This is a genomic window from Thalassospira xiamenensis M-5 = DSM 17429, from assembly GCF_000300235.2.
In the GTDB taxonomy this organism is placed as follows: Bacteria; Pseudomonadota; Alphaproteobacteria; order Rhodospirillales; family Thalassospiraceae; genus Thalassospira; species Thalassospira xiamenensis.
Window position 1 is genome coordinate 4,046,490 of sequence record NZ_CP004388.1, and the last position, 17,369, is coordinate 4,063,858.

The 17,369-nt window shown below is 54.1% G+C and carries 21 protein-coding genes; 2 read left to right on the top strand and 19 right to left on the bottom strand.

Annotated elements, in window-relative coordinates; translation table 11 throughout:
- The 15 genes from sdhD to pspA all read right to left on the bottom strand — a co-directional run bounded on the left by sdhD (window position 1) and on the right by pspA (window position 12,436).
- Complete coding sequence (gene sdhD, locus TH3_RS18695; protein ID WP_007088830.1) at window positions 1-384, bottom strand: succinate dehydrogenase, hydrophobic membrane anchor protein; 384 nt, start codon at window positions 382-384, stop codon at window positions 1-3.
- A 27-nt stretch (window positions 385-411) separates the two neighbouring features.
- A complete protein-coding gene (sdhC, locus tag TH3_RS18700; RefSeq protein WP_007088829.1) occupies window positions 412-792 on the bottom strand; it encodes a succinate dehydrogenase, cytochrome b556 subunit in 381 nt (126 codons plus the stop codon).
- A gap of 272 nt (window positions 793-1,064) precedes the next feature.
- Window positions 1,065-2,117: a MaoC family dehydratase gene (locus TH3_RS18705; RefSeq protein ID WP_007088828.1), complete on the bottom strand. Its 1,053-nt coding sequence runs from the start codon at window positions 2,115-2,117 to the stop codon at window positions 1,065-1,067.
- Between the two features lie 86 nt (window positions 2,118-2,203).
- A complete protein-coding gene (locus TH3_RS18710; protein WP_007088827.1) occupies window positions 2,204-3,082 on the bottom strand; it encodes an HpcH/HpaI aldolase/citrate lyase family protein in 879 nt (292 codons plus the stop codon).
- A gap of 144 nt (window positions 3,083-3,226) precedes the next feature.
- A complete protein-coding gene (locus tag TH3_RS18715; protein ID WP_007088826.1) occupies window positions 3,227-4,120 on the bottom strand; it encodes an efflux RND transporter periplasmic adaptor subunit in 894 nt (297 codons plus the stop codon).
- A gap of 8 nt (window positions 4,121-4,128) precedes the next feature.
- Complete coding sequence (locus TH3_RS18720) at window positions 4,129-4,332, bottom strand: DUF1656 domain-containing protein (protein ID WP_007088825.1); 204 nt, start codon at window positions 4,330-4,332, stop codon at window positions 4,129-4,131.
- Window positions 4,329-6,422, bottom strand: coding sequence for an FUSC family protein (locus TH3_RS18725; protein ID WP_007088824.1), 2,094 nt, complete (start codon window positions 6,420-6,422; stop codon window positions 4,329-4,331). The genes TH3_RS18720 and TH3_RS18725 overlap by 4 nt, the downstream gene beginning before the upstream one ends.
- Window positions 6,423-6,437: 15 nt before the next feature.
- Window positions 6,438-6,845 carry a MarR family winged helix-turn-helix transcriptional regulator gene (locus TH3_RS18730; RefSeq protein ID WP_233421799.1) on the bottom strand — a complete coding sequence of 136 codons (408 nt, stop codon included), beginning with the start codon at window positions 6,843-6,845 and terminating at the stop codon, window positions 6,438-6,440.
- Between the two features lie 192 nt (window positions 6,846-7,037).
- Window positions 7,038-8,141 carry a serine hydrolase domain-containing protein gene (locus TH3_RS18735; protein WP_233421800.1) on the bottom strand — a complete coding sequence of 368 codons (1,104 nt, stop codon included), beginning with the start codon at window positions 8,139-8,141 and terminating at the stop codon, window positions 7,038-7,040.
- Between the two features lie 89 nt (window positions 8,142-8,230).
- Window positions 8,231-8,548, bottom strand: a complete 318-nt coding sequence (locus tag TH3_RS18740; protein ID WP_215905853.1) for a hypothetical protein — start codon at window positions 8,546-8,548, stop codon at window positions 8,231-8,233.
- 37 nt (window positions 8,549-8,585) lie between these two features.
- A complete protein-coding gene (locus TH3_RS18745) occupies window positions 8,586-9,155 on the bottom strand; it encodes an EndoU domain-containing protein (protein ID WP_007088820.1) in 570 nt (189 codons plus the stop codon).
- 102 nt (window positions 9,156-9,257) lie between these two features.
- Entirely contained in the window at window positions 9,258-10,634 is a 1,377-nt protein-coding gene (locus TH3_RS18750) for an ATP-binding protein (protein WP_007088819.1), read from the bottom strand.
- A gap of 256 nt (window positions 10,635-10,890) precedes the next feature.
- Window positions 10,891-11,469, bottom strand: coding sequence for a PspC domain-containing protein (locus TH3_RS18755; RefSeq protein ID WP_007088818.1), 579 nt, complete (start codon window positions 11,467-11,469; stop codon window positions 10,891-10,893).
- The gene (pspB, locus tag TH3_RS18760; protein ID WP_007088817.1) at window positions 11,466-11,714 is read right to left on the bottom strand and encodes an envelope stress response membrane protein PspB; all 249 of its coding nucleotides are present in this window, start codon (window positions 11,712-11,714) and stop codon (window positions 11,466-11,468) included. Before pspB ends, TH3_RS18755 begins: the two co-directional genes overlap by 4 nt.
- Window positions 11,715-11,770: 56 nt before the next feature.
- The gene (pspA, locus tag TH3_RS18765) at window positions 11,771-12,436 is read right to left on the bottom strand and encodes a phage shock protein PspA (RefSeq protein ID WP_007088816.1); all 666 of its coding nucleotides are present in this window, start codon (window positions 12,434-12,436) and stop codon (window positions 11,771-11,773) included.
- 168 nt (window positions 12,437-12,604) lie between these two features.
- Here pspA and pspF point away from each other — a divergent pair, with 168 nt between their 5' ends.
- Both pspF and TH3_RS18775 read left to right on the top strand, forming a co-directional pair.
- Complete coding sequence (pspF, locus tag TH3_RS18770) at window positions 12,605-13,606, top strand: phage shock protein operon transcriptional activator (protein ID WP_040060199.1); 1,002 nt, start codon at window positions 12,605-12,607, stop codon at window positions 13,604-13,606.
- A 15-nt stretch (window positions 13,607-13,621) separates the two neighbouring features.
- A complete protein-coding gene (locus TH3_RS18775; RefSeq protein WP_007088814.1) occupies window positions 13,622-14,077 on the top strand; it encodes a hypothetical protein in 456 nt (151 codons plus the stop codon).
- Here TH3_RS18775 and TH3_RS18780 read toward each other — a convergent pair.
- The 4 genes from TH3_RS18780 to TH3_RS18795 form a co-directional block, all read right to left on the bottom strand.
- Entirely contained in the window at window positions 14,074-15,207 is a 1,134-nt protein-coding gene (locus TH3_RS18780; protein WP_007088813.1) for an acyl-CoA dehydrogenase, read from the bottom strand. The two genes, TH3_RS18775 and TH3_RS18780, sit on opposite strands and share 4 nt — an antisense overlap.
- A gap of 69 nt (window positions 15,208-15,276) precedes the next feature.
- Window positions 15,277-15,897, bottom strand: coding sequence for a carbonic anhydrase (locus TH3_RS18785; protein ID WP_007088812.1), 621 nt, complete (start codon window positions 15,895-15,897; stop codon window positions 15,277-15,279).
- A gap of 142 nt (window positions 15,898-16,039) precedes the next feature.
- Complete coding sequence (locus TH3_RS18790) at window positions 16,040-16,351, bottom strand: P-II family nitrogen regulator (protein ID WP_007088811.1); 312 nt, start codon at window positions 16,349-16,351, stop codon at window positions 16,040-16,042.
- 4 nt (window positions 16,352-16,355) lie between these two features.
- Window positions 16,356-17,330, bottom strand: a complete 975-nt coding sequence (locus tag TH3_RS18795; RefSeq protein WP_007088810.1) for a sodium-dependent bicarbonate transport family permease — start codon at window positions 17,328-17,330, stop codon at window positions 16,356-16,358.
- Window positions 17,331-17,369: the final 39 nt, after the last annotated feature.

Sequence of the window (17,369 nt, forward strand, 5' to 3'; positions counted from 1 at the left end):
TCAGGCTCCGGCAAAAACGATACGCATGACCGACACGATGGCAGCAACCGACAGGAATGCGGCCACAGCCTTGATCAGGAACAGCGATACGATTTCTGCTTTACGGTTGTGCACATAATCCTCGATCACGACCTGAAGGCCATGCGTGAAGTGCACAGAAACACTGATGATCATCAGGATCATCATGGTCGAATGGAAATACGAGCTCAGCCAATCACGGACTGCATCATAGTCGGCCGTATGGCCAGACAGGATCGATATGATGAACCAGATGCCGAGCGGAAGGTTTGCGACAGCGGTAACGCGCTGGGTCCACCAGTGCGACGAGCCACTTTTAGCAGAACCGAGGCCGCGAACACGGCCCAGATCGGATTGCATTTTCATGACAGGTTTGTCCCCTCTTGCCCGGCCTTAGGCCAGACCGATAATCCAGGTAAGAATGGTCAGCACGATTGCCGCGCCAAAGACGATCGGGTTGCCTTTTCTGGCGCCCTCATTTGTCAGGCCGCGACCGGTATCCCAGACAAGGTGCCGGACACCGTTGCAAGCATGGTAATAAAATGCCGCCGTCCAACCGAACAGCAGCAGCAGACCAAACCACGAGGTGAAAAATGCGTGATAGCCGTCAAATGCATCACGACCAGCGCCGGCACCAATCAGCCAGGACGCCAGAAATACGAAACCAATGGCAAGACCGACACCCATCGCACGGAACGAAATGGACATCTTGGCTGCCATCGGAAGCCGGTACACCTGCAAGTGCGGAGACAGCGGCCGATTGGCTTTGCTCATAGCGGATTTGCCTCTTCTCAAAGTAGCTGGCGGGAAAGCAGGGTTTATTTACCCATGCAACGGGTTTGAGTCAATCTAGACACCTTTGAAATCCAAAGAAATCCGCGATCAAATTCCGTTTTCGCCTCGGTTAAACTACGTAGTTGACCTCTCTTGTGCCGTCTACGACCCGCGGGAAGGGCCAAGGGTTTCCCCTTAATGCAGAAAACGGCGTAACGTGCATTTAGCAATCGCACAATTAGACCTTAATACGCAAGACTGCACCTGCCAGATTATCTGGGAATTAAAACGGTATAATCAAAGTCCAGAAGAACCCTGGAGTCATATTTTCCTTCTGCGTCACGTAACGGGAAGTCATATGCCTGCCGATCGCGCACCGCAACAAGACGCAAACGAAGCGCACCGATGTCTCGTCGCCCCGGAATTTCAAACTTGTCCAGAACCTCGGACCAGGCAAATACCGTATCGCCGGCAAAAGCCGGATTAACATGCGCACCGGCATTAATCGCAGCAATACGAAAACCGTTGCCAAGCCCGTTAAAGGACAATGCACGTGCCAGTGAAATGATGTGCCCACCATAAATCAGCCGCTTGCCAAACCGCCCGGCACCTGCCGCAACCTGATCAAAGTGAACCTTGGCTGTATTCTGGTAAAGACGGGTTGCGATCTGGTGTTCGGCTTCTTCGATGGTCATGCCATCGATATGATCGATTTTTTCGCCAATCGCATATTCACCCCAACGATGGGATGCCCCGGACAGTTCAAAATCATAGGCCGACAGATCAAGGCTTTTGGGGATCTGCAATGCCTCTGGCGCAACAACGCCTGGCAATTCAGGAATGACTGTTTCAGGTGCCCGGGCACTTTCATCATGTTTGCGCACCATGACCCAGCGATTGTAACCCAGCACCATCTCGCCACGCTGATTACGACCGACGGAATTGACGTAAACCACTCCGCTCTTGCCATTCGAGTTTTCCTTAAGCCCGATCACGGTCGATACCGTACTGACCGTATCGCCCGGATAGACCGGCGCACCAAACACGCCGCCCGCATAACCAAGATTGGCAACCGCATTTAACGACACATCTGGCACGGTTTTGCCAAATACCATATGAAACGCCAGAAAATCATCCACAGGCGCGCGATCAAACCCGATCCGCCGGGCAAATTCATCAGACGACTGCACCGCAAAACGGGAACCATAAAGCCCGGTATAAAGTGCGACATCACCGGTCGTGATCGTGCGCGGTGTTGCGTGGCGCATTTCCTGACCGATGCGGAAATCCTCAAAATAATTTCCGGGATTTGTTTTCGATGTCATGGTGCCTCCCTGCATGTATGGCGCTTGGTCTGACGAAATGGAATGCCGATGCTTTTCGCGTTTTTTATCCGGCTATGCGACCGGGCTTAAGCCGCGTCCATTTCCGCAATCTGATCGGCCATTGCGACCAGACGCTTGGCCGAAACCACATGCAAATTCTCGATCAGTTTACCATCGACAACGACAACACCTTTGCCCTCTTGTACCGCTTCCTCATGGGCGGCAATGATTTTGCGTGCCCAGGCAATCTCGCTTTCGGCTGGGGCGAATGCGGTATTAGCAGCCGCAATGGTTTTGGGATGGATCAGCGTTTTGCCATCAAATCCCATTTCACGTCCCTGCGTACAGGATGCGGCGAAGCCATCATCGTCCGAAAGATCAAGATGAACGCCGTCAAGGATCGCAAGACCATAGGCACGGGCCGCCAGCAGGCAAAGGCCAAGACTTGTTATCATTGGCAAACGATCAGGCGTATGAGCGCAGTTCAGATCCTTCGCCAGATCAGATGTCCCCATCACAAAACCGCCAAGGCGCGGATGAGCCCCTGCGATTTCCCTGGCATCAAGCATCGCAAGCGGCGTTTCCATCATGCACCAGATACGCATATCCGCATGCGCACCCTGCGCTTCCATGATGGTCGCAACCTGTCGGACCGTATCGGCACTTTCGACCTTTGGCAGCAAAATCGCGTCGGTCGATGTTTTGGCCGCAGCCACGATATCGGCATATCCCCACGGGGTATTTAACCCGTTGGTCCTGATCTGGATTTCACGTTTGCCATAACCACCTTCTGCCAGCGCGGCAACGATCTGATCGCGGGCAACATCCTTTGCGTCGGGTGCCACGGCATCCTCAAGATCAAGGATCAGGCCATCAGCAGGCAGACTGCGCCCCTTTTCCAGTGCCCGGGCGTTTGAACCCGGCATATAAAGAACACTGCGGCGTGGACGTGCGATTGCAGCCATCTGGCATCTCCCGTTTGATAATTTTTATTCAATAATTATCGATATTGTTTCCGAAAATTACCGAAACTTGTTTTGCACTGCAAGCCATCTTTCGCGCTGCGGCATAATAATGCAGATCAGAAAATGACCTAAAAATCCCATGCATCAAAGGCTCGGGAAAGTCGCACCACGTGCCTCCATCACCGTCACCGTCGCACTGCGCCCCGCAACCAGCCGGACATTTTCAGGGACGTTATCAAGCGAAACCCGCACCGGTACGCGCTGCGCCAGACGGACCCAGCTAAAGGTCGGTTTGACATTTGCAAGGCTTCCCCCTGCGCCCGACCGTTCACTATCCTGAATACCACCTGCGATGCTGACAACATGGCCGTAGATAGCGTTATCTTCACCCATCAAACGGACTTCGACCTGATCGCCGATTGCGATACGCGGCAGTTTGGTTTCTTCGAAATAACCCGCCACATAAAATGACTGGCTATCGACCAGGGCAGCAATCGCCTGCCCTGCACCAACATAGTTCCCCCGACGTAACGAGAAATTCGTCAGGATGCCATCAACCGGGGCAACAACCTTGGTGCGTGCCAGATTCAAAACGGCAAGATCAAGATCGGCCTTGGCCAGATCCATATCTGCCTGTGCGGTCGCGAGATTGGTCGCAACCTGTTCTTTTTTCTGGCGCGAAACAACGTCGCTATCAAGCCCCTGGTAGCGTTTCACTTCACGCTTGGCCTGATCACGTGCGGCAATGGCACTTTCAAGTTTTGCCTGTGCCTGATCAACGGCCACCTGATACCGGGCTGGATCAATGGAAAACAGCAAATCCCCAGCGTGAACAATCTGGTTGTCGATGACATTTACCTCATTGACCAGCCCGGCGATGTCCGGCGCAATTGCCACAACGTCGGCACTGACCCGCCCATCCCGGGTCCAAGGAGAATTCATGTAGTAATCATAAAGCTGATAACCGCCAGCAGATGCCGCCAGAACAAGAACAAGCGTCACCAGAACGCGAAGGAAATTGGCAAAAGTCGGTTTCATATCGTCACCTATTGAACAAACAGAGCCGAAAGTGCCGTCAGGATCAGCACGAACAGGGCCAGATCCGTTAAAGCGGGATGCGCGGTTATCTTGTAAAAACCGATCCGCGCAAGGCCGACATGCAGCACTTTCAGGCAGAACCAGGCGCCAAGCGCCATTATCAGAAAGGCGGGTACAAACACGCCGTAAACATCGATCATCGGATTGATCATGCGGTTTCTCCGATCAGGGGTGGCAGATCGGAGACGAATGCCTTATCTGCCCGGCGATCCAGCACCGGTGCGCCCGCGCGGCATAAGGCACGGCGCAGCGCAATCAGCGGGATCAGCAATTTAGCGCGAAGCGGTGTGGGTGAAATTGCCACGACTTCACGCAGGATATTATCGACTTCATCAAGGATCACAGGATCGGGCAGTGCGCCAAAATCTCGACGGCGATTGTCAAAATGACGCGCCATGTTTCGCAAAACCACATCCAGTTTGGTCGCGATCCTTTGATCCGCCAGCGCCTTGAAACGATGCAGGTCATAAATGCTGGCAGCAATCGAGACCTCCGGCATTGAGCGGATCAAAGTATCGCGATGGTCTGGTGCCAATGCCAATCTTGGCAAAATCAAACCCTGCCGATCCAGTAAACGGCGGATCATGACCATGCGCGGCAAACGGAGCGTCCCGCGCGCAATAGCACTAATGTCGCGCCAGTTTGACATCACCAGCCGCCGAATGCTGGCATCGACTGTCACGCTGCGCACAAAGGCCGTAACAAGTGCCGCGACAGCAAAACCGGCAAGCGATGCCAGACCGCTATCGAGCAGGGTGGCAAAGTCGCTGCTGTAACTGGTATCTACATTCAGGATCATCACGACATTGACCAGCATCGCCAGACCAAACCCGTATGTCTGCGGGGAAGTCATCAACACCCCCAGCAAAAGGAAATAGGGTGCAAACGCCACAACAAGAAGCGGGAAGCCATCAATGCCAGGCAGAATCGCAAGGCTGTAGATAATCACGACAACAATTGCCATCGCGGTATAACGGATGAAGCCCTTCAAGGCCGGAACCGGATTATCAAGGAACGACATGATACTGGCACCGACTGCTGCCATCATCGCCGCAGTCCCGCCTGCAGGCCATGCCGTCATGATCCAGAAACCGCATACCAGCAAGGTTGCAATCACCGCCGTCATGCCGGACCGGAACGCAACACCGTAATCGCGATGCAAAGCCCGCTCCTGCGCGCTATCACGCCAGCGATCCACGACGTCGACTGGAACATTGTCGACACGCACCCCATCCCACAACCGGCAGTAATCGGAATAAAAATTCAAAAGCCGATGCAGACGATTACAAAGATTAAGCTGCAACAGGCCATCCCATTCCGATGCATTCGAAAACTCGGCACCATATGCGGCAATTCGCGCATGAAGCGCCTGCGCTGACGAACCATCGTAGTGGCCGGTTGCCATATGGATCGCCACATCATCAAGAATGGCCCGCAAATCTTTGGGGATGCTCCCACTGTAATCGACAAGCGCGGTTATTCTGTCATGAACGGCGAAAAACACAGGCAAAAGAGCGGCTATCGCGCTTTGCAGGGCTTGCAATTGGCGGGTTCGCCCAGAAAATCGGGACTTTTCATATCCCAGATGAACAGAAAGCCCGTGCAATTCACCAATATCTGCCGCGATGCGTGTCCGGTCCTGATGCAATTTTTCAGGATCAGAACCAGCATCAAAGCTTAGCTTTGCCAGGTCGGCAATATCGCCCATCCAGCCATCAATCCGTGCTGCGACGACCGGGCCGACATGGCGTGGGAAAATGATATGACTGACCAGTGTGGCACAAATGATGCCAAGCGTAATTTCCTGGACGCGCGCAACGGCCGTATCAAAAATAATCCCGGGGTCCGTTACGCACGGAAAACCGACAATCGCCGCGGTATAGCCCGCCAGCATGAAAAGGTAGCTCTTGGGCGTCCTGTCCAGTCGGGAAAGATAAAGACAGCCCCCAACCCAAAGTGCGAGCGCAAGCGATAGCAAAACCGGCGCATTCACAAGATTGGGCACCATTACAATCGCCGCAACCGCCCCAATGATCGTTCCGATCACACGATAAAGTGCCTTGGACGCCAGAACACCGGACAAAGGATGGGCAACGATATAGACCGTTGCCATCGCCCAGACAGGCCGATCAAGATCAAAGGCCAGCGCAATGAACAATGCAAGAACCGCCGCGGCAAACGTTTTTGCCGAAAACAGCCAGTCAGCACCTTTGGGACGCAGGGCAAGAATATTTGCAAACATCTTATCCCCCGCACCCTAAGCGTCGCCACCGCGTTGCGCCAGTTTGCCAAGCAATTGCTGCATGACATCAAGAGTGGTCGCAAGATTTTCGGGGTCGATATCGGCCGTGAGTTCGTTGCGGATATCGGCAAGAATGATCTCGATCTCGGCAGCTTTGTCTTTACCTGCTGCCGTTAGTGCAACCATTTTGGCGCGCCGGTCGCTCAGATCGCAAACACGCGAAATAAGTCCATCGCGTTCCAGCGCATCAATAACCCGTACAAGAGACGGGCCTTCGACGCCGATTTCATCCGCAATCAAACCCTGCCGTACGGGACCGGCTGCCCGATTGAGAACAATCAGGGGCATCACCATGGTTTGAGACAAGCCGTGCGATTGCAATGTGCTGTCGATCTCGCGACGCCAGCAACGCGCGACACGCATCAACGTGCTTCCAAGACTCAGATAAGGGGTATCAAGATCATTGTTTTTCATGATGCAAAGCATAACAGAGAAATTAGATAGAATTCTAACTATTATAATCCTATCAGTTATGCGCTGTAAGCATAAATGTCCGCCCGCATGCTCGCGATGAACAATTAATCGATTAGTTTCAATTATTTAAATTGCACTGAACTATTGCGCCTTGCCAAACAGGCCCGACAACAGCAGGCCCGTTACAGGTAGCACCTCGTTCAACGCGCGCCCATTGGACAAGAAAACAATCGCGACATCCTGTTTGGGGAACCACGAAAATTCCGCAGAATAACCGAAATAAACCCCGTCATGCCCCCAAACAGGTCCCCAATCGGTTTTGCCGATCATCATGCCATAGCCATAGGAACCTTCGCCTGCGAACAATGTATCCGTCGTGGCCCGCTCCAGCGCGTTCGCACCCAGCAAAACACCATCCGCAAACAGCGCCCGGCCAAATTTCAAAAGATCTTCTGCGGTTGAAATCACCCCGCCATCTGAAAGCTGATCGCCGACATCAAAATCGGTCACATCCTCAAGCTTGCCATCCCCATCGGCGTCATCAAAGCCGCGCGCAAGATCATCGGGGCGCGGATACCGGCCAAAGGATGTATTGCGCATTTCGGCTGGCTCAAAAATCCGTCGATTGAACACTGCTTCGATGTGATCGCCTTCGACCTGTTCTATCAGGACACCCAGCAGGATATAGTTGCTGTTGGACGGGTTATATTGGGTACCGGGTTTGAAATGTGCTTCACGGCCCGCAATCAGCGGCAGCAATTCGCGATTACGCCAGCCGTGCTGGGGATCGCGCCCGACCAGCTCAAAGAAAAATTCCCCATCCAGATAATCGGGAATGCCTGAACTATTGCGCAAAAGATCACGAACGGTCGCAACATTGGCATTGGCAATCTTGTCGCGGAATTCCGCAGGAAGCCATTTGGCAATCGGATCGGAAAGGTCGATCCGCTTTTCAGATGCCAACTGCAACACAACCACCGCCGTCATCATTTTGGTCAGCGACCCGATATAGAACTGCCGTTCGCGCGTCATGCCTGTGTCGGGATTTACCGACGCATACCCGGTTGCGGCAAAGCGCATCTGACCGTCACCATAACCAATGCCGATTACTGCACCCGGCAAACCGGCCTGCTCGACATATTGCCGCAAAAATTTGACAAGCGGATCATCGGGCTCGTTTTTTTCCTCGGCATATGCCGCCGACGGCACCGATACTGCGACAAGCAGCAGAAATAATACCGGCACCAAACGCCGCCAAAACCCTGAAGTCACGACTTTGTCCCCACAAAACGTCAAATTTGGTGCCAGCATTGATGATATTGTTTATCGGCTGGTTAACCTGTTGATTGATCTATCTGTTTTATCCATGCGACCAGAGCCGCACGAAATTCCAAAGACGGCACCCAGACAATCTCTTCGTCCTGCTCTTCATATGCCGGGGCAATTTCGCAAATTGCCGGACCCATTTTTAAGATATAGGCATTCATTGCCATCTCCCAATGGTCTTCACTGCCATTGATGATGGCATCCACCCGATCAAGCACGACTTGCGCCCATTCCGGCGCATTCTGAATATCCAGAACAAGACAGGCGGCGATGCGATCATGCCCTTCATCGCCAACAATCCTGCCGGGCCAATCGGGTACCATCATTTCACCACCTGCCATTTTCAAGCCTCACATTTCACGGTTAACGCAGCGGGAACGCAGTGTTGATGTTTCCGCCATTGACCCCAACCGCGATGTAAAAACGGTTTGAATCGTCGTCACCTTCGCAATACGGCCCCTGTGTAGCCATCACCGGATCTGGTCGATTTTTCCCGCAGACCACCCAGCCGGGTGCTCCCGCCGGACAGGCTTCCTGATTGGCCTCGGCATAAAGGATGGAGTTCACAACCTCATCCTGGGAACAGCTGTCGGGGAACATTGTCGAAATCGACTTCTGAACCCCGTTCTTTTGAAAGGATATATTGTAAATTCCCATCGGGTTCGCTGGCTGGGTGATCACAACATTCGTTATCCCCCCACCCGCAGGATTGTTTCCGCCGGGACGGGAATGGAAACCGACAGCCTTGCCTTTGCTGTTTATCTCGCCACAGAAAACGTGATCGCCATTGATGTCGGGCAGCCCCGCATTTGTGATCGTACCGACCGGGCACGCGACCTGAGCCATCGCGGATGTGGCATTGATCATCAACAGCCCGCAAACCAGCAGGATCGCGGCGACAAAAGTATGGGAGAGCTTTGAAAGTGTCGTCATAAACGACCTCCTTTGCCTTGTCCTAGCAGTTCCTGCCGCCACCATCAGGGCTGCGGCATACTGCCCGGAACAGACGCCATCAACCCAGCACTGTGACGCCGTTCAAAGCTGCGAGAATTCCAACCCGATCCGAAGTGCCAGGACACTCGCAGGTTCAAAACGCATTGGCACGCCACCGATTTTACCGCCATGCCATTGCGCCTTGGTCAGCACGAATGCCCCTAGTGGCAAGGCATGACTGGTGCGGAAATTGACCAATGCACGGATTTCCTTGGGCTTTCGAATGCCTTCATCACGCCACAGGCAGTGATAGGCAAAAAGCGGTGTTCCGCTTCGCCGGTCAAGGAAAACGAAAGGCACCTCGTAATGCCCCCAACGCGCGTAATAAAGGCTTTCAAGCCCGACACTCGACGTCAGGAACTGGGTCTGGATCGCGGTTTCCGCCAGTCGGGTAATTGTCGCACTGTCCGCGGCCTTGGCACCGATCAATCCGGCGCGAAGCCCGGGGTGAATCAGATGGACCTTAAATGCCACCGCGCGCTGAAACGGTTTTGCATCCTGATCGACACGTTCCAGCCTGCGCACCAGCCATGCACTTTCAAGATACTCAAGATAACGGCGTAGCGTATTTTTGGCGATATCAAGTTCCCGCGCCAATGTCTCGATCGAGAATTCCGCACCGGTGTTATAGGCCAGCAACACAAACAGACGGTGCAAATCCGATGGATTTGAAATGCCGTGCAACCCGGGAAGATCGGAATGAAGCGATCGATGGATTGCCCTCGCCTCGCCGTCACGATCATGGAAGCCGCCTGCGTTGATATAGGCTTCGAACAGGTCGTTAAGCTCGATCAGGCCTTCGGGAATATCGGCGGTATAGCGCCCGACATTGGGTGTTTGCGGCAAGACGTCTGATGGCGCGATCCCCCGCTGCTCAAGATATTCGGCGAAACTGAAAGGCGGTAAAAACAGGCTTTGAATATGACCAAGCGCGTATGGATTGGGTGCCAACGCACTAACCGCAACCACGCGCAACATCGGGTCTGCCACCAGCAATTTTGCAACCCGGTCTTCCCAATCGCGCTGATAGGACACCTCGTCGATAAACAGCCAAAGCGGATGATCTGCCGATATACCCCGCATGGAACGGAGTATTTTTGGCAGTCGCGGCAAATCGATTTCAAGAAACAGCGGGTGCTCAAGCGAGATATAGCAAACATGTCGACGTGGTGTATCGGCATTAAGCAATTCGGCAACGGCCTGCCGCAACATGACGGTCTTACCCACCCCACGCGGCCCGGTTAAAACAACGGCCTTTGTTCCGTCGTTTTTTTCAATTGCGGCCCAGAACCGTTTGAAAAACGCACGCTGCGGCAGATCATGAACCAGATCATCGGTGATGCCATCCCACCACGGATTATCAAGCATCAACCGATGCAGAAAATCCTGTTCGCCCGGATGTTCGATCATGGCCGCCATATCACCCCCCGTTTTGCTGGCAGGCTTTCCCGCCAGATATCGCCAGAGGACACCAAGCTAGTCAGAAAACCTTTAAATTAGGTATAGTGATAAATGCTATTTGGTTATTTTTCAGCAAATAGTTGCGATCACGAACAAAAACAAAAAAAGAAACCGAACCCGTAGAAACAGGTCCGGCTCGAAAGGTGAAGCTGCGGGATAACTCAATATCACTGCGAAGCAGGGGGGATTGATACCGATGTCATCGCAGCATCGGCTACGCTTTATCGTTGGGGGAGGTCGAAGCATCATCGTCGCTGCCATCGGCGTCTTTCTTGCCGCTGGCATCGTCTTTTTTCATCTTTTCAAGTTCCGATGCCAGCCGGTAATCACCGGAAGCAACGTAACCTTCCATTGAACCGGTCCGACGTTCAAGGTCATCGAATTTCTCGCGAAGGTCTTCCATCCAGGGCTCTTCGAAATCGACACCCATGGTCGGGCGCTCTTCTGGCGCGTCGGTATGCGCGGTCGAGGCACTATACGACCCCGGCCGACCGGCCCCGCGAAACTTGCCGCGCAGACCATCAAACCATTCCGGATGATGCACATAGGCCCACGCAAGGGCGAACAGCATCACACCGACAGGGAAGCTGAAAATCAGGATCAGGATAAAGGCGATCAGCACACCTTTGCGCGGGATACCAAACTTTTCGGCAATTCCCCGGGTCGTGCGGCGAATGACGCCTCCGCACTCCTTGCCATCCTGGCCCTCACGCCGGAAACGGCAACCGCCATGACGATGTTTCTTGTGACCGCGCTGATAGCCGGCACCGGCAGCAGCTTGCTGTGCAGTCATATCCTGTTCCTCCATTCGGCAACCTCGGCATCCAACAGGCGTTCAAGTGTTTCGACACGATTTTCAAGGCGTTCTGCCCGGCCTTTGAGCGTGGCGACGATTTCCTTTTCCTTCGCCACCTGTTCCGGACTGGATTTTTGCTGTTCGGCTTTCATCCGTTTCCAAAGTGTTATGTAGTGAAACACAACCCAAACCGGGCCGACAACGACAACAAACACAATTAACGGTACAGCAATCGCCCACATCTTTGTCAGCTCAACCTTTGTTGCAGCTTATCGCATCGAAACACGCGAACCGCTGATTATTTGTCTTTCTTGACCCGTGCTTTAAGCTCTTTCAGATCGTCCTCGATCCCAAGCTCGGCTTCAAGGTCTTCGAACTGTTCTTCAAGGCTCTGCCCGCGACCAAGATCCCAGGAGTCCGCACCGGCCTCAAGCTCGTCAATGCGGCGTTCCATCTGCTCATAGCGCAGCAATGCTTCATCGATCTGACCCGAATGCAGCTTTTCGCGCATCTTGACACGCTTTTCGGCAGTCTGCATGCGGATTTCAACCGCACGCTGCTTGCCCTTGGCTTCGTTAAGCTTGCTCTGAAGCTTGTTCAAGTCATCGTCAAACTTGCCAAGCGTTTCCTCGATCACTTCAAGCTCGCGCTCCAGCACGATGCTCTGATCGGCCAGACGGCGACGCGCCATCAGCGCACCTTTCGCCAGATCGTCACGGCCTTTGGAAATGGCAAATTCCGCTTTGCCTTCCCACTCAATCTGACCGTCATGAAGCTTCTTGAGCTTGCGCTCGACTTCTTTCTTGTCGGCAATCGCCTTGACGGCGGCGGAACGGACTTCAACCAGGGTATCTTCCATTTCCTGGATCATCAACCGAACCATTTTCTCCGGATCTTCGGCACGATCCAGAAGCGAGTTGATATTGGCATTTACGATATCGGACAAACGCGAAAACACGCCCATTGTCTGATCTCCTTAAAAATACGGGGGACGCAAAAATTCTGATCTCTCTATTTCAAATGCCGTGCCAGTTTTGACATCCAATAAAATCAACGCCTTAGAATCACCCGCCTTATCCAATTAACTTTTATCGCGACAATTTTGTCTTTTTTCGATAACGTTTTTCGCGAAATGGATAGCTTGCAACCGATATTGGGTGAAGACCCCGTTTTTCTGGCCGCCCTTGAACATGTTTCACGTCTGGCGCCAATTGAACGGCCATGCCTTGTGATCGGGGAACGGGGATCGGGCAAGGAACTGATTGCTTCACGCCTGCACTATCTGTCCCGTCGCTGGGGCGGCCCGCTGGTCAAGGTCAATTGCGCGGCCCTGTCCGAAACCCTGCTTGATACCGAACTGTTCGGGCACGAGGCCGGAGCCTTTACCGGGGCAACCAAACGTCATGTCGGGCGATTTGAACGCGCGCATGGCGGCACCATCATTCTCGATGAAATCGCCACCGCCAGCCCAATGGCGCAGGAAAAACTCCTGCGCGTTGTTGAATATGGCGAGATTGAACGTGTTGGCGGCTCCGAGGTGATCGAAGTTGATGCCCGCGTCATTGGTGTGACAAATGAAAATCTGCGCGAATTGGCCAAAACCGGGAAGTTTCGCGCCGACCTGCTCGACCGATTGGCTTTTGATGTCATTGCCGTACCGCCGCTACGCGAACGGTCCGATGACATCCTGCCGTTGGCCGAACAATTTGCGCTTGAAATGACCAAACGCCTGTCCCGTTCGGTCTTTGCCGGGTTTACCCCCGCCGCCGCCCGACAGCTCTTGACCCATTCATGGCCAGGTAATGTGCGCGAATTGCGTAACGCAGTTGAACGAAGCCTTTATCTCGCCGAGGATGACGAAAGCCCGCTTTCGCGCATTGTCCTTGATCCGTTTGCGGGCATCTGGAGCGAAACCGCAGGCAAAACCGAACCTGTCAATACCGAAACCCCGACCTCTCGAAACGATACCGGCATCGACTTCAAATCAGAAGTTGCAACCTTTGAAATTCGCCTTCTGGAAAAGGCACTGGCAGACAATACCAACAATCAGACCGAAGCTGCCAAACAGCTTGGCCTGAATTATCATCAGTTCCGCCGATTGCTCGACAAACACAATCTGCTTCCCGGAAAATAGACCCGGAACACAGGAATGTATCAGCCCCGTACCGCGCATTACTGCAAATCCGATCCTGTCAAACGCTGGAATCTGCCCGACAGGGTCTTTTTTGCCTGCGGTGCCTGTCACATTCTCGCACACGCATTTCTTGAACTGCACGCAACAAGCACGATGCAGCCACTCTGGCTCCGACCGTTTGAAGGCTATACCGGCAACCATATCATCGTCATATGGAACGAGTGGGCGTTTGACTATCATGGTTACAGCAAACGTACCGACCTGATCGCCCATTACTTCAAGCGGGCAAGGCAACGCTGGCCGGGATGGAATGCTGAACCAACCCTGCTGCCTCGCAACATTCTGATATCGGAGAAAAAATCAAAGGAAATCAAAGGCCTCTGGTTGCGCGAACCCGATCAGTTTCTTCACAACGCGCTGCCCCGTGCCGAACGCTATCTAGATCGATTTGGCCCACCACCCGGCACTTAATCGGCCAGTGATCGCGCGATCACCATGCGCTGGATATCGGATGTGCCCTCATAAATCTGGCAAACCCGGACATCACGATAGATGCGTTCGACCGGAAAGTCCTTCAGATAGCCGTATCCGCCATGAATCTGGATTGCCGCCGAACAGACTTCTTCGGCGATTTCGGATGCGAACATCTTGGCCATGCAGGCCTCGGTCAAACAGGGTTTGTGATCGTCGCGAAGTTCGGCAGCACGATGGACCAGCAAACGGGCCGCATCGATTTTCGTCGCCATATCGGCAAGGCGAAATGCCACCGCCTGATGTTCTATGATCTTTTTACCGAACGTCTCGCGTTCATTGGCGTAATCACGCGCAGCTTCAAATGCGGCACGCGCCATGCCGACAGACTGGGCAGCAATGCCGATGCGCCCACCTTCAAGGTTCGCGAGTGCGATTTTATAGCCTTGCCCCTCTTCACCCAGCATGTTTTCACCGGGCACCCGGCATTCGACAAAGGTGATCTGGCAGGTGTCCGATGCATTCTGGCCAAGCTTTTCCTCGACCCGCGAAACGACATAGCCCGGCGTATCGGTTGGCACGATGAAGGCCGAAATACCGCGTTTACCTGCTTCCGGGTCTGTAACGGCAAAGACAATCGCCACATCACCCTCACTGCCGGACGTGATGAATTGCTTGGAACCGTTGATAATCCAGTGATCGCCGTCGCGCACGGCACGTGTGCGCAATGCGCTGGCATCCGAGCCTGCCTGCGGCTCGGTCAGGCAAAATGCGCCGATCTTTTCGCCACGCGCCATCGGGACCAGATATTTTTCTTTCTGATCTTCGGTACCGAATTTCAGGATCGGCATACACCCGACCGAATTATGCACCGACATGATGGTGGAGGTTGCCCCATCGCCAGCAGCTATTTCTTCGAGTGCCAGCGCATAGGCGACGTGATCCATGCCCGCCCCGCCATATTCTTCGGGCACCAGCATGCCCAAAAAGCCAAGTTCTCCCAATCCGGCAATCGCTTCGGCCGGAAAGGTATGGTGGATGTCCCATTTTGCGGCATGAGGTTTGAGTTCATTTTCGGCGAACTCGCGCGCTGTATCGCGCACCATGATCTGATGTTCTTCCAACCGCATGGCGGTCACCCTCCCAATTGGGCGATGCACCGGCCATGCGATCAGAAGATCGTTTTCATCAGGCCGGGCCTATTCTTCGCCCTGAACAAATTTGTCCTGCTCGGCATCAAAACGCCACAGGATTCCTTCTTTCATGCCGTACCACCAGCCATGCAGCTTAAGGTCGCCGGCTTCGACACGTTCCTTGATGAACGGGAACGACATCAGGTTTTGCAGCGAGTTACGGATCGAATGACGCGATACCTTGTCGACATCCGGGCCATGTTCCAGACAGCATTTCGCAATGCTGACCCACTCGCCGATAAAGTCGCGATCCGGCACCTTGCCCGCTTCGCCGTGCTCGACCAGAGCCTCCATGCCACCGCACGCCGAATGGCCCAGAATGACGATGTCCCTGACCTTGAGATCACGCACCGCAAATTCGATCGCCGACGACGTCCCGTGGTAATTCTCATCGGGTTCATAGGGCGGAACAAGGTTTGCAACGTTCCGAATGACAAACATCTCGCCCGGTTCGGCATTGGTCAGGATGGCTGGATCAACGCGGGAATCAGAACAGGCAATCAGAAGAACTTCCGGGCGCTGGCCCATATTGACCAGGTCTTCGACGCGTTCCGGGCGCTGATCATAATACATCGCCTTAAAGCTCTTGAACCCGGCAAGCATCCGATCAACGGTTGGCTTTGACATCTCGCGAAGTCCCCTATTCTGTCATAACGCTGCCGACAAAATAGGACCAAATTGCCCAAGTTGATAGTCCCCATTCAAACCTTTTGAACCGTTCTAAACGCGCGATCTCCTTTGTTTCGCAGACAACCAAACCCTGACGTTTCTAGAAACGATCCGCGCGCAGCACCTGACAGTCACTGATCGTGACAACGCCGATATGACGATCCACCACCTCGAACGCGGCTTCAAGCATCCGGTCAAGCTTCTCCGGGCGAATAATGCAGATCACCTGAACCATGCCGCCGCCGCGCGACACGGTATCGTCGCGGCTCCAGCTGCCTGACCGCCCCGATCCACCAAGCACAGGCAGCACGGAAAAGCCGGTAACCCCCGCCCCCTCAAGCGCCTGGCGCAGGCGGCTCTCCATAATGGCTTCGATAATGATCGCCACGCGTTTGGCATCATGCTTTTCCATGGGATTAACCTCCGTGAACGGCGCTGGCCATCGCAAGATAAAGCGGAATGCCAAGCGTCAGGTTGAAGGGGAACGTCACGCCAAGCGACAGCGTAAGATAGACCGACGGATTGGCCTCTGGCAGGGCGACACGCATGGCCGCAGGCACCGCGATATAACTTGCCGAGGCGGCCAGAACCATCAACAGCACTGTACCCCCCAGTGACAGGCCGATCAGCAACGCAAATACCAGACCAAGGCAGGAGCCGATCACCGGCATCATAACACCAAAGGCCAGTGGCCCCGCACGCAGCACGGCACGACCCTGTTTAAGCCCACGCCCCGCAACCAGTCCCATATCAAGCAGAAACAGGCAAAGAACCCCCTGGAAGGGTGAAACAATCAGCGCCTCGATCTTTGCCATGCCCTCAGCCCCGGTGATCCAGCCGATAAAGAAACTGCCGACAAGCAAAACGATGGAACCATTGAGCAGGATTTCACGGATCAGCGCACCATCCATCCGCCCCTTACCGCCCGATGACACAAGCAACAGGGCCGAAAAAATAGCCGGTGCCTCCATGGCCGCCGCGACAGCAACCATGTAACCCTCTGCCACGATGCCGGAACTTTGCAGGACCGAGGTCGCCGCAACAAACGTCACGATGGAGATCGAGCCATAATGCCCGGCAACGGCGGCGGCATCTGTCCGGCTGAGTTGCGATATCCACCGCAAAAGGCCAAAGGCGATAAAGGGCAGAACGAAGGACAGGATCACACCTGCCATCAGGGTCATACCCAAGGTCAGGTCGATCCCGTTATTTGAGACCGCAACCCCGCCCTTGAAGCCAATGGCAAACAGAAGATAAAGCGATATCCCTTTGGCCACGGCTTCGGGGATCGTCAGATCGGATCGCGCAAGGGCAGCCCCCACCCCCAGAACAAAGAAAAGAACGATGGGCGACAGAAGATTTTGCGCCGCCAGGCTCAACACATCTTGCATGGCTGTCCCTTGACTATGATACCTTGGTGTTGGTGTCGC

Excerpts from the sequence above, each read along its gene's own strand:
- TH3_RS18745 (WP_007088820.1), bottom strand. The coding sequence starts at position 9,155 with ATGACGACACTTTCAAAGCTCTCCCATACTTTTGTCGCCGCGATCCTG.
- TH3_RS18740 (WP_215905853.1), bottom strand. The coding sequence starts at position 8,548 with ATGATGGTACCCGATTGGCCCGGCAGGATTGTTGGCGATGAAGGGCAT.
- TH3_RS18715 (WP_007088826.1), bottom strand. The coding sequence starts at position 4,120 with ATGAAACCGACTTTTGCCAATTTCCTTCGCGTTCTGGTGACGCTTGTT.
- TH3_RS18720 (WP_007088825.1), bottom strand. The coding sequence starts at position 4,332 with ATGATCAATCCGATGATCGATGTTTACGGCGTGTTTGTACCCGCCTTT.
- TH3_RS18725 (WP_007088824.1), bottom strand. The coding sequence starts at position 6,422 with ATGTTTGCAAATATTCTTGCCCTGCGTCCCAAAGGTGCTGACTGGCTG.
- TH3_RS18755 (WP_007088818.1), bottom strand. The coding sequence starts at position 11,469 with ATGACTGCACAGCAAGCTGCTGCCGGTGCCGGCTATCAGCGCGGTCAC.
- TH3_RS18780 (WP_007088813.1), bottom strand. The coding sequence starts at position 15,207 with ATGCGGTTGGAAGAACATCAGATCATGGTGCGCGATACAGCGCGCGAG.
- TH3_RS18705 (WP_007088828.1), bottom strand. The coding sequence starts at position 2,117 with ATGACATCGAAAACAAATCCCGGAAATTATTTTGAGGATTTCCGCATC.
- pspF (WP_040060199.1), top strand. The coding sequence starts at position 12,605 with ATGGATAGCTTGCAACCGATATTGGGTGAAGACCCCGTTTTTCTGGCC.
- TH3_RS18750 (WP_007088819.1), bottom strand. The coding sequence starts at position 10,634 with ATGGCGGCCATGATCGAACATCCGGGCGAACAGGATTTTCTGCATCGG.
- sdhC (WP_007088829.1), bottom strand. The coding sequence starts at position 792 with ATGAGCAAAGCCAATCGGCCGCTGTCTCCGCACTTGCAGGTGTACCGG.
- TH3_RS18790 (WP_007088811.1), bottom strand. The coding sequence starts at position 16,351 with ATGGAAAAGCATGATGCCAAACGCGTGGCGATCATTATCGAAGCCATT.
- TH3_RS18785 (WP_007088812.1), bottom strand. The coding sequence starts at position 15,897 with ATGTCAAAGCCAACCGTTGATCGGATGCTTGCCGGGTTCAAGAGCTTT.
- pspA (WP_007088816.1), bottom strand. The coding sequence starts at position 12,436 with ATGGGCGTGTTTTCGCGTTTGTCCGATATCGTAAATGCCAATATCAAC.
- pspB (WP_007088817.1), bottom strand. The coding sequence starts at position 11,714 with ATGTGGGCGATTGCTGTACCGTTAATTGTGTTTGTTGTCGTTGTCGGC.
- TH3_RS18730 (WP_233421799.1), bottom strand. The coding sequence starts at position 6,845 with ATGCGTGTCGCGCGTTGCTGGCGTCGCGAGATCGACAGCACATTGCAA.
- sdhD (WP_007088830.1), bottom strand. The coding sequence starts at position 384 with ATGAAAATGCAATCCGATCTGGGCCGTGTTCGCGGCCTCGGTTCTGCT.
- TH3_RS18710 (WP_007088827.1), bottom strand. The coding sequence starts at position 3,082 with ATGGCTGCAATCGCACGTCCACGCCGCAGTGTTCTTTATATGCCGGGT.
- TH3_RS18795 (WP_007088810.1), bottom strand. The coding sequence starts at position 17,330 with ATGCAAGATGTGTTGAGCCTGGCGGCGCAAAATCTTCTGTCGCCCATC.
- TH3_RS18775 (WP_007088814.1), top strand. The coding sequence starts at position 13,622 with ATGTATCAGCCCCGTACCGCGCATTACTGCAAATCCGATCCTGTCAAA.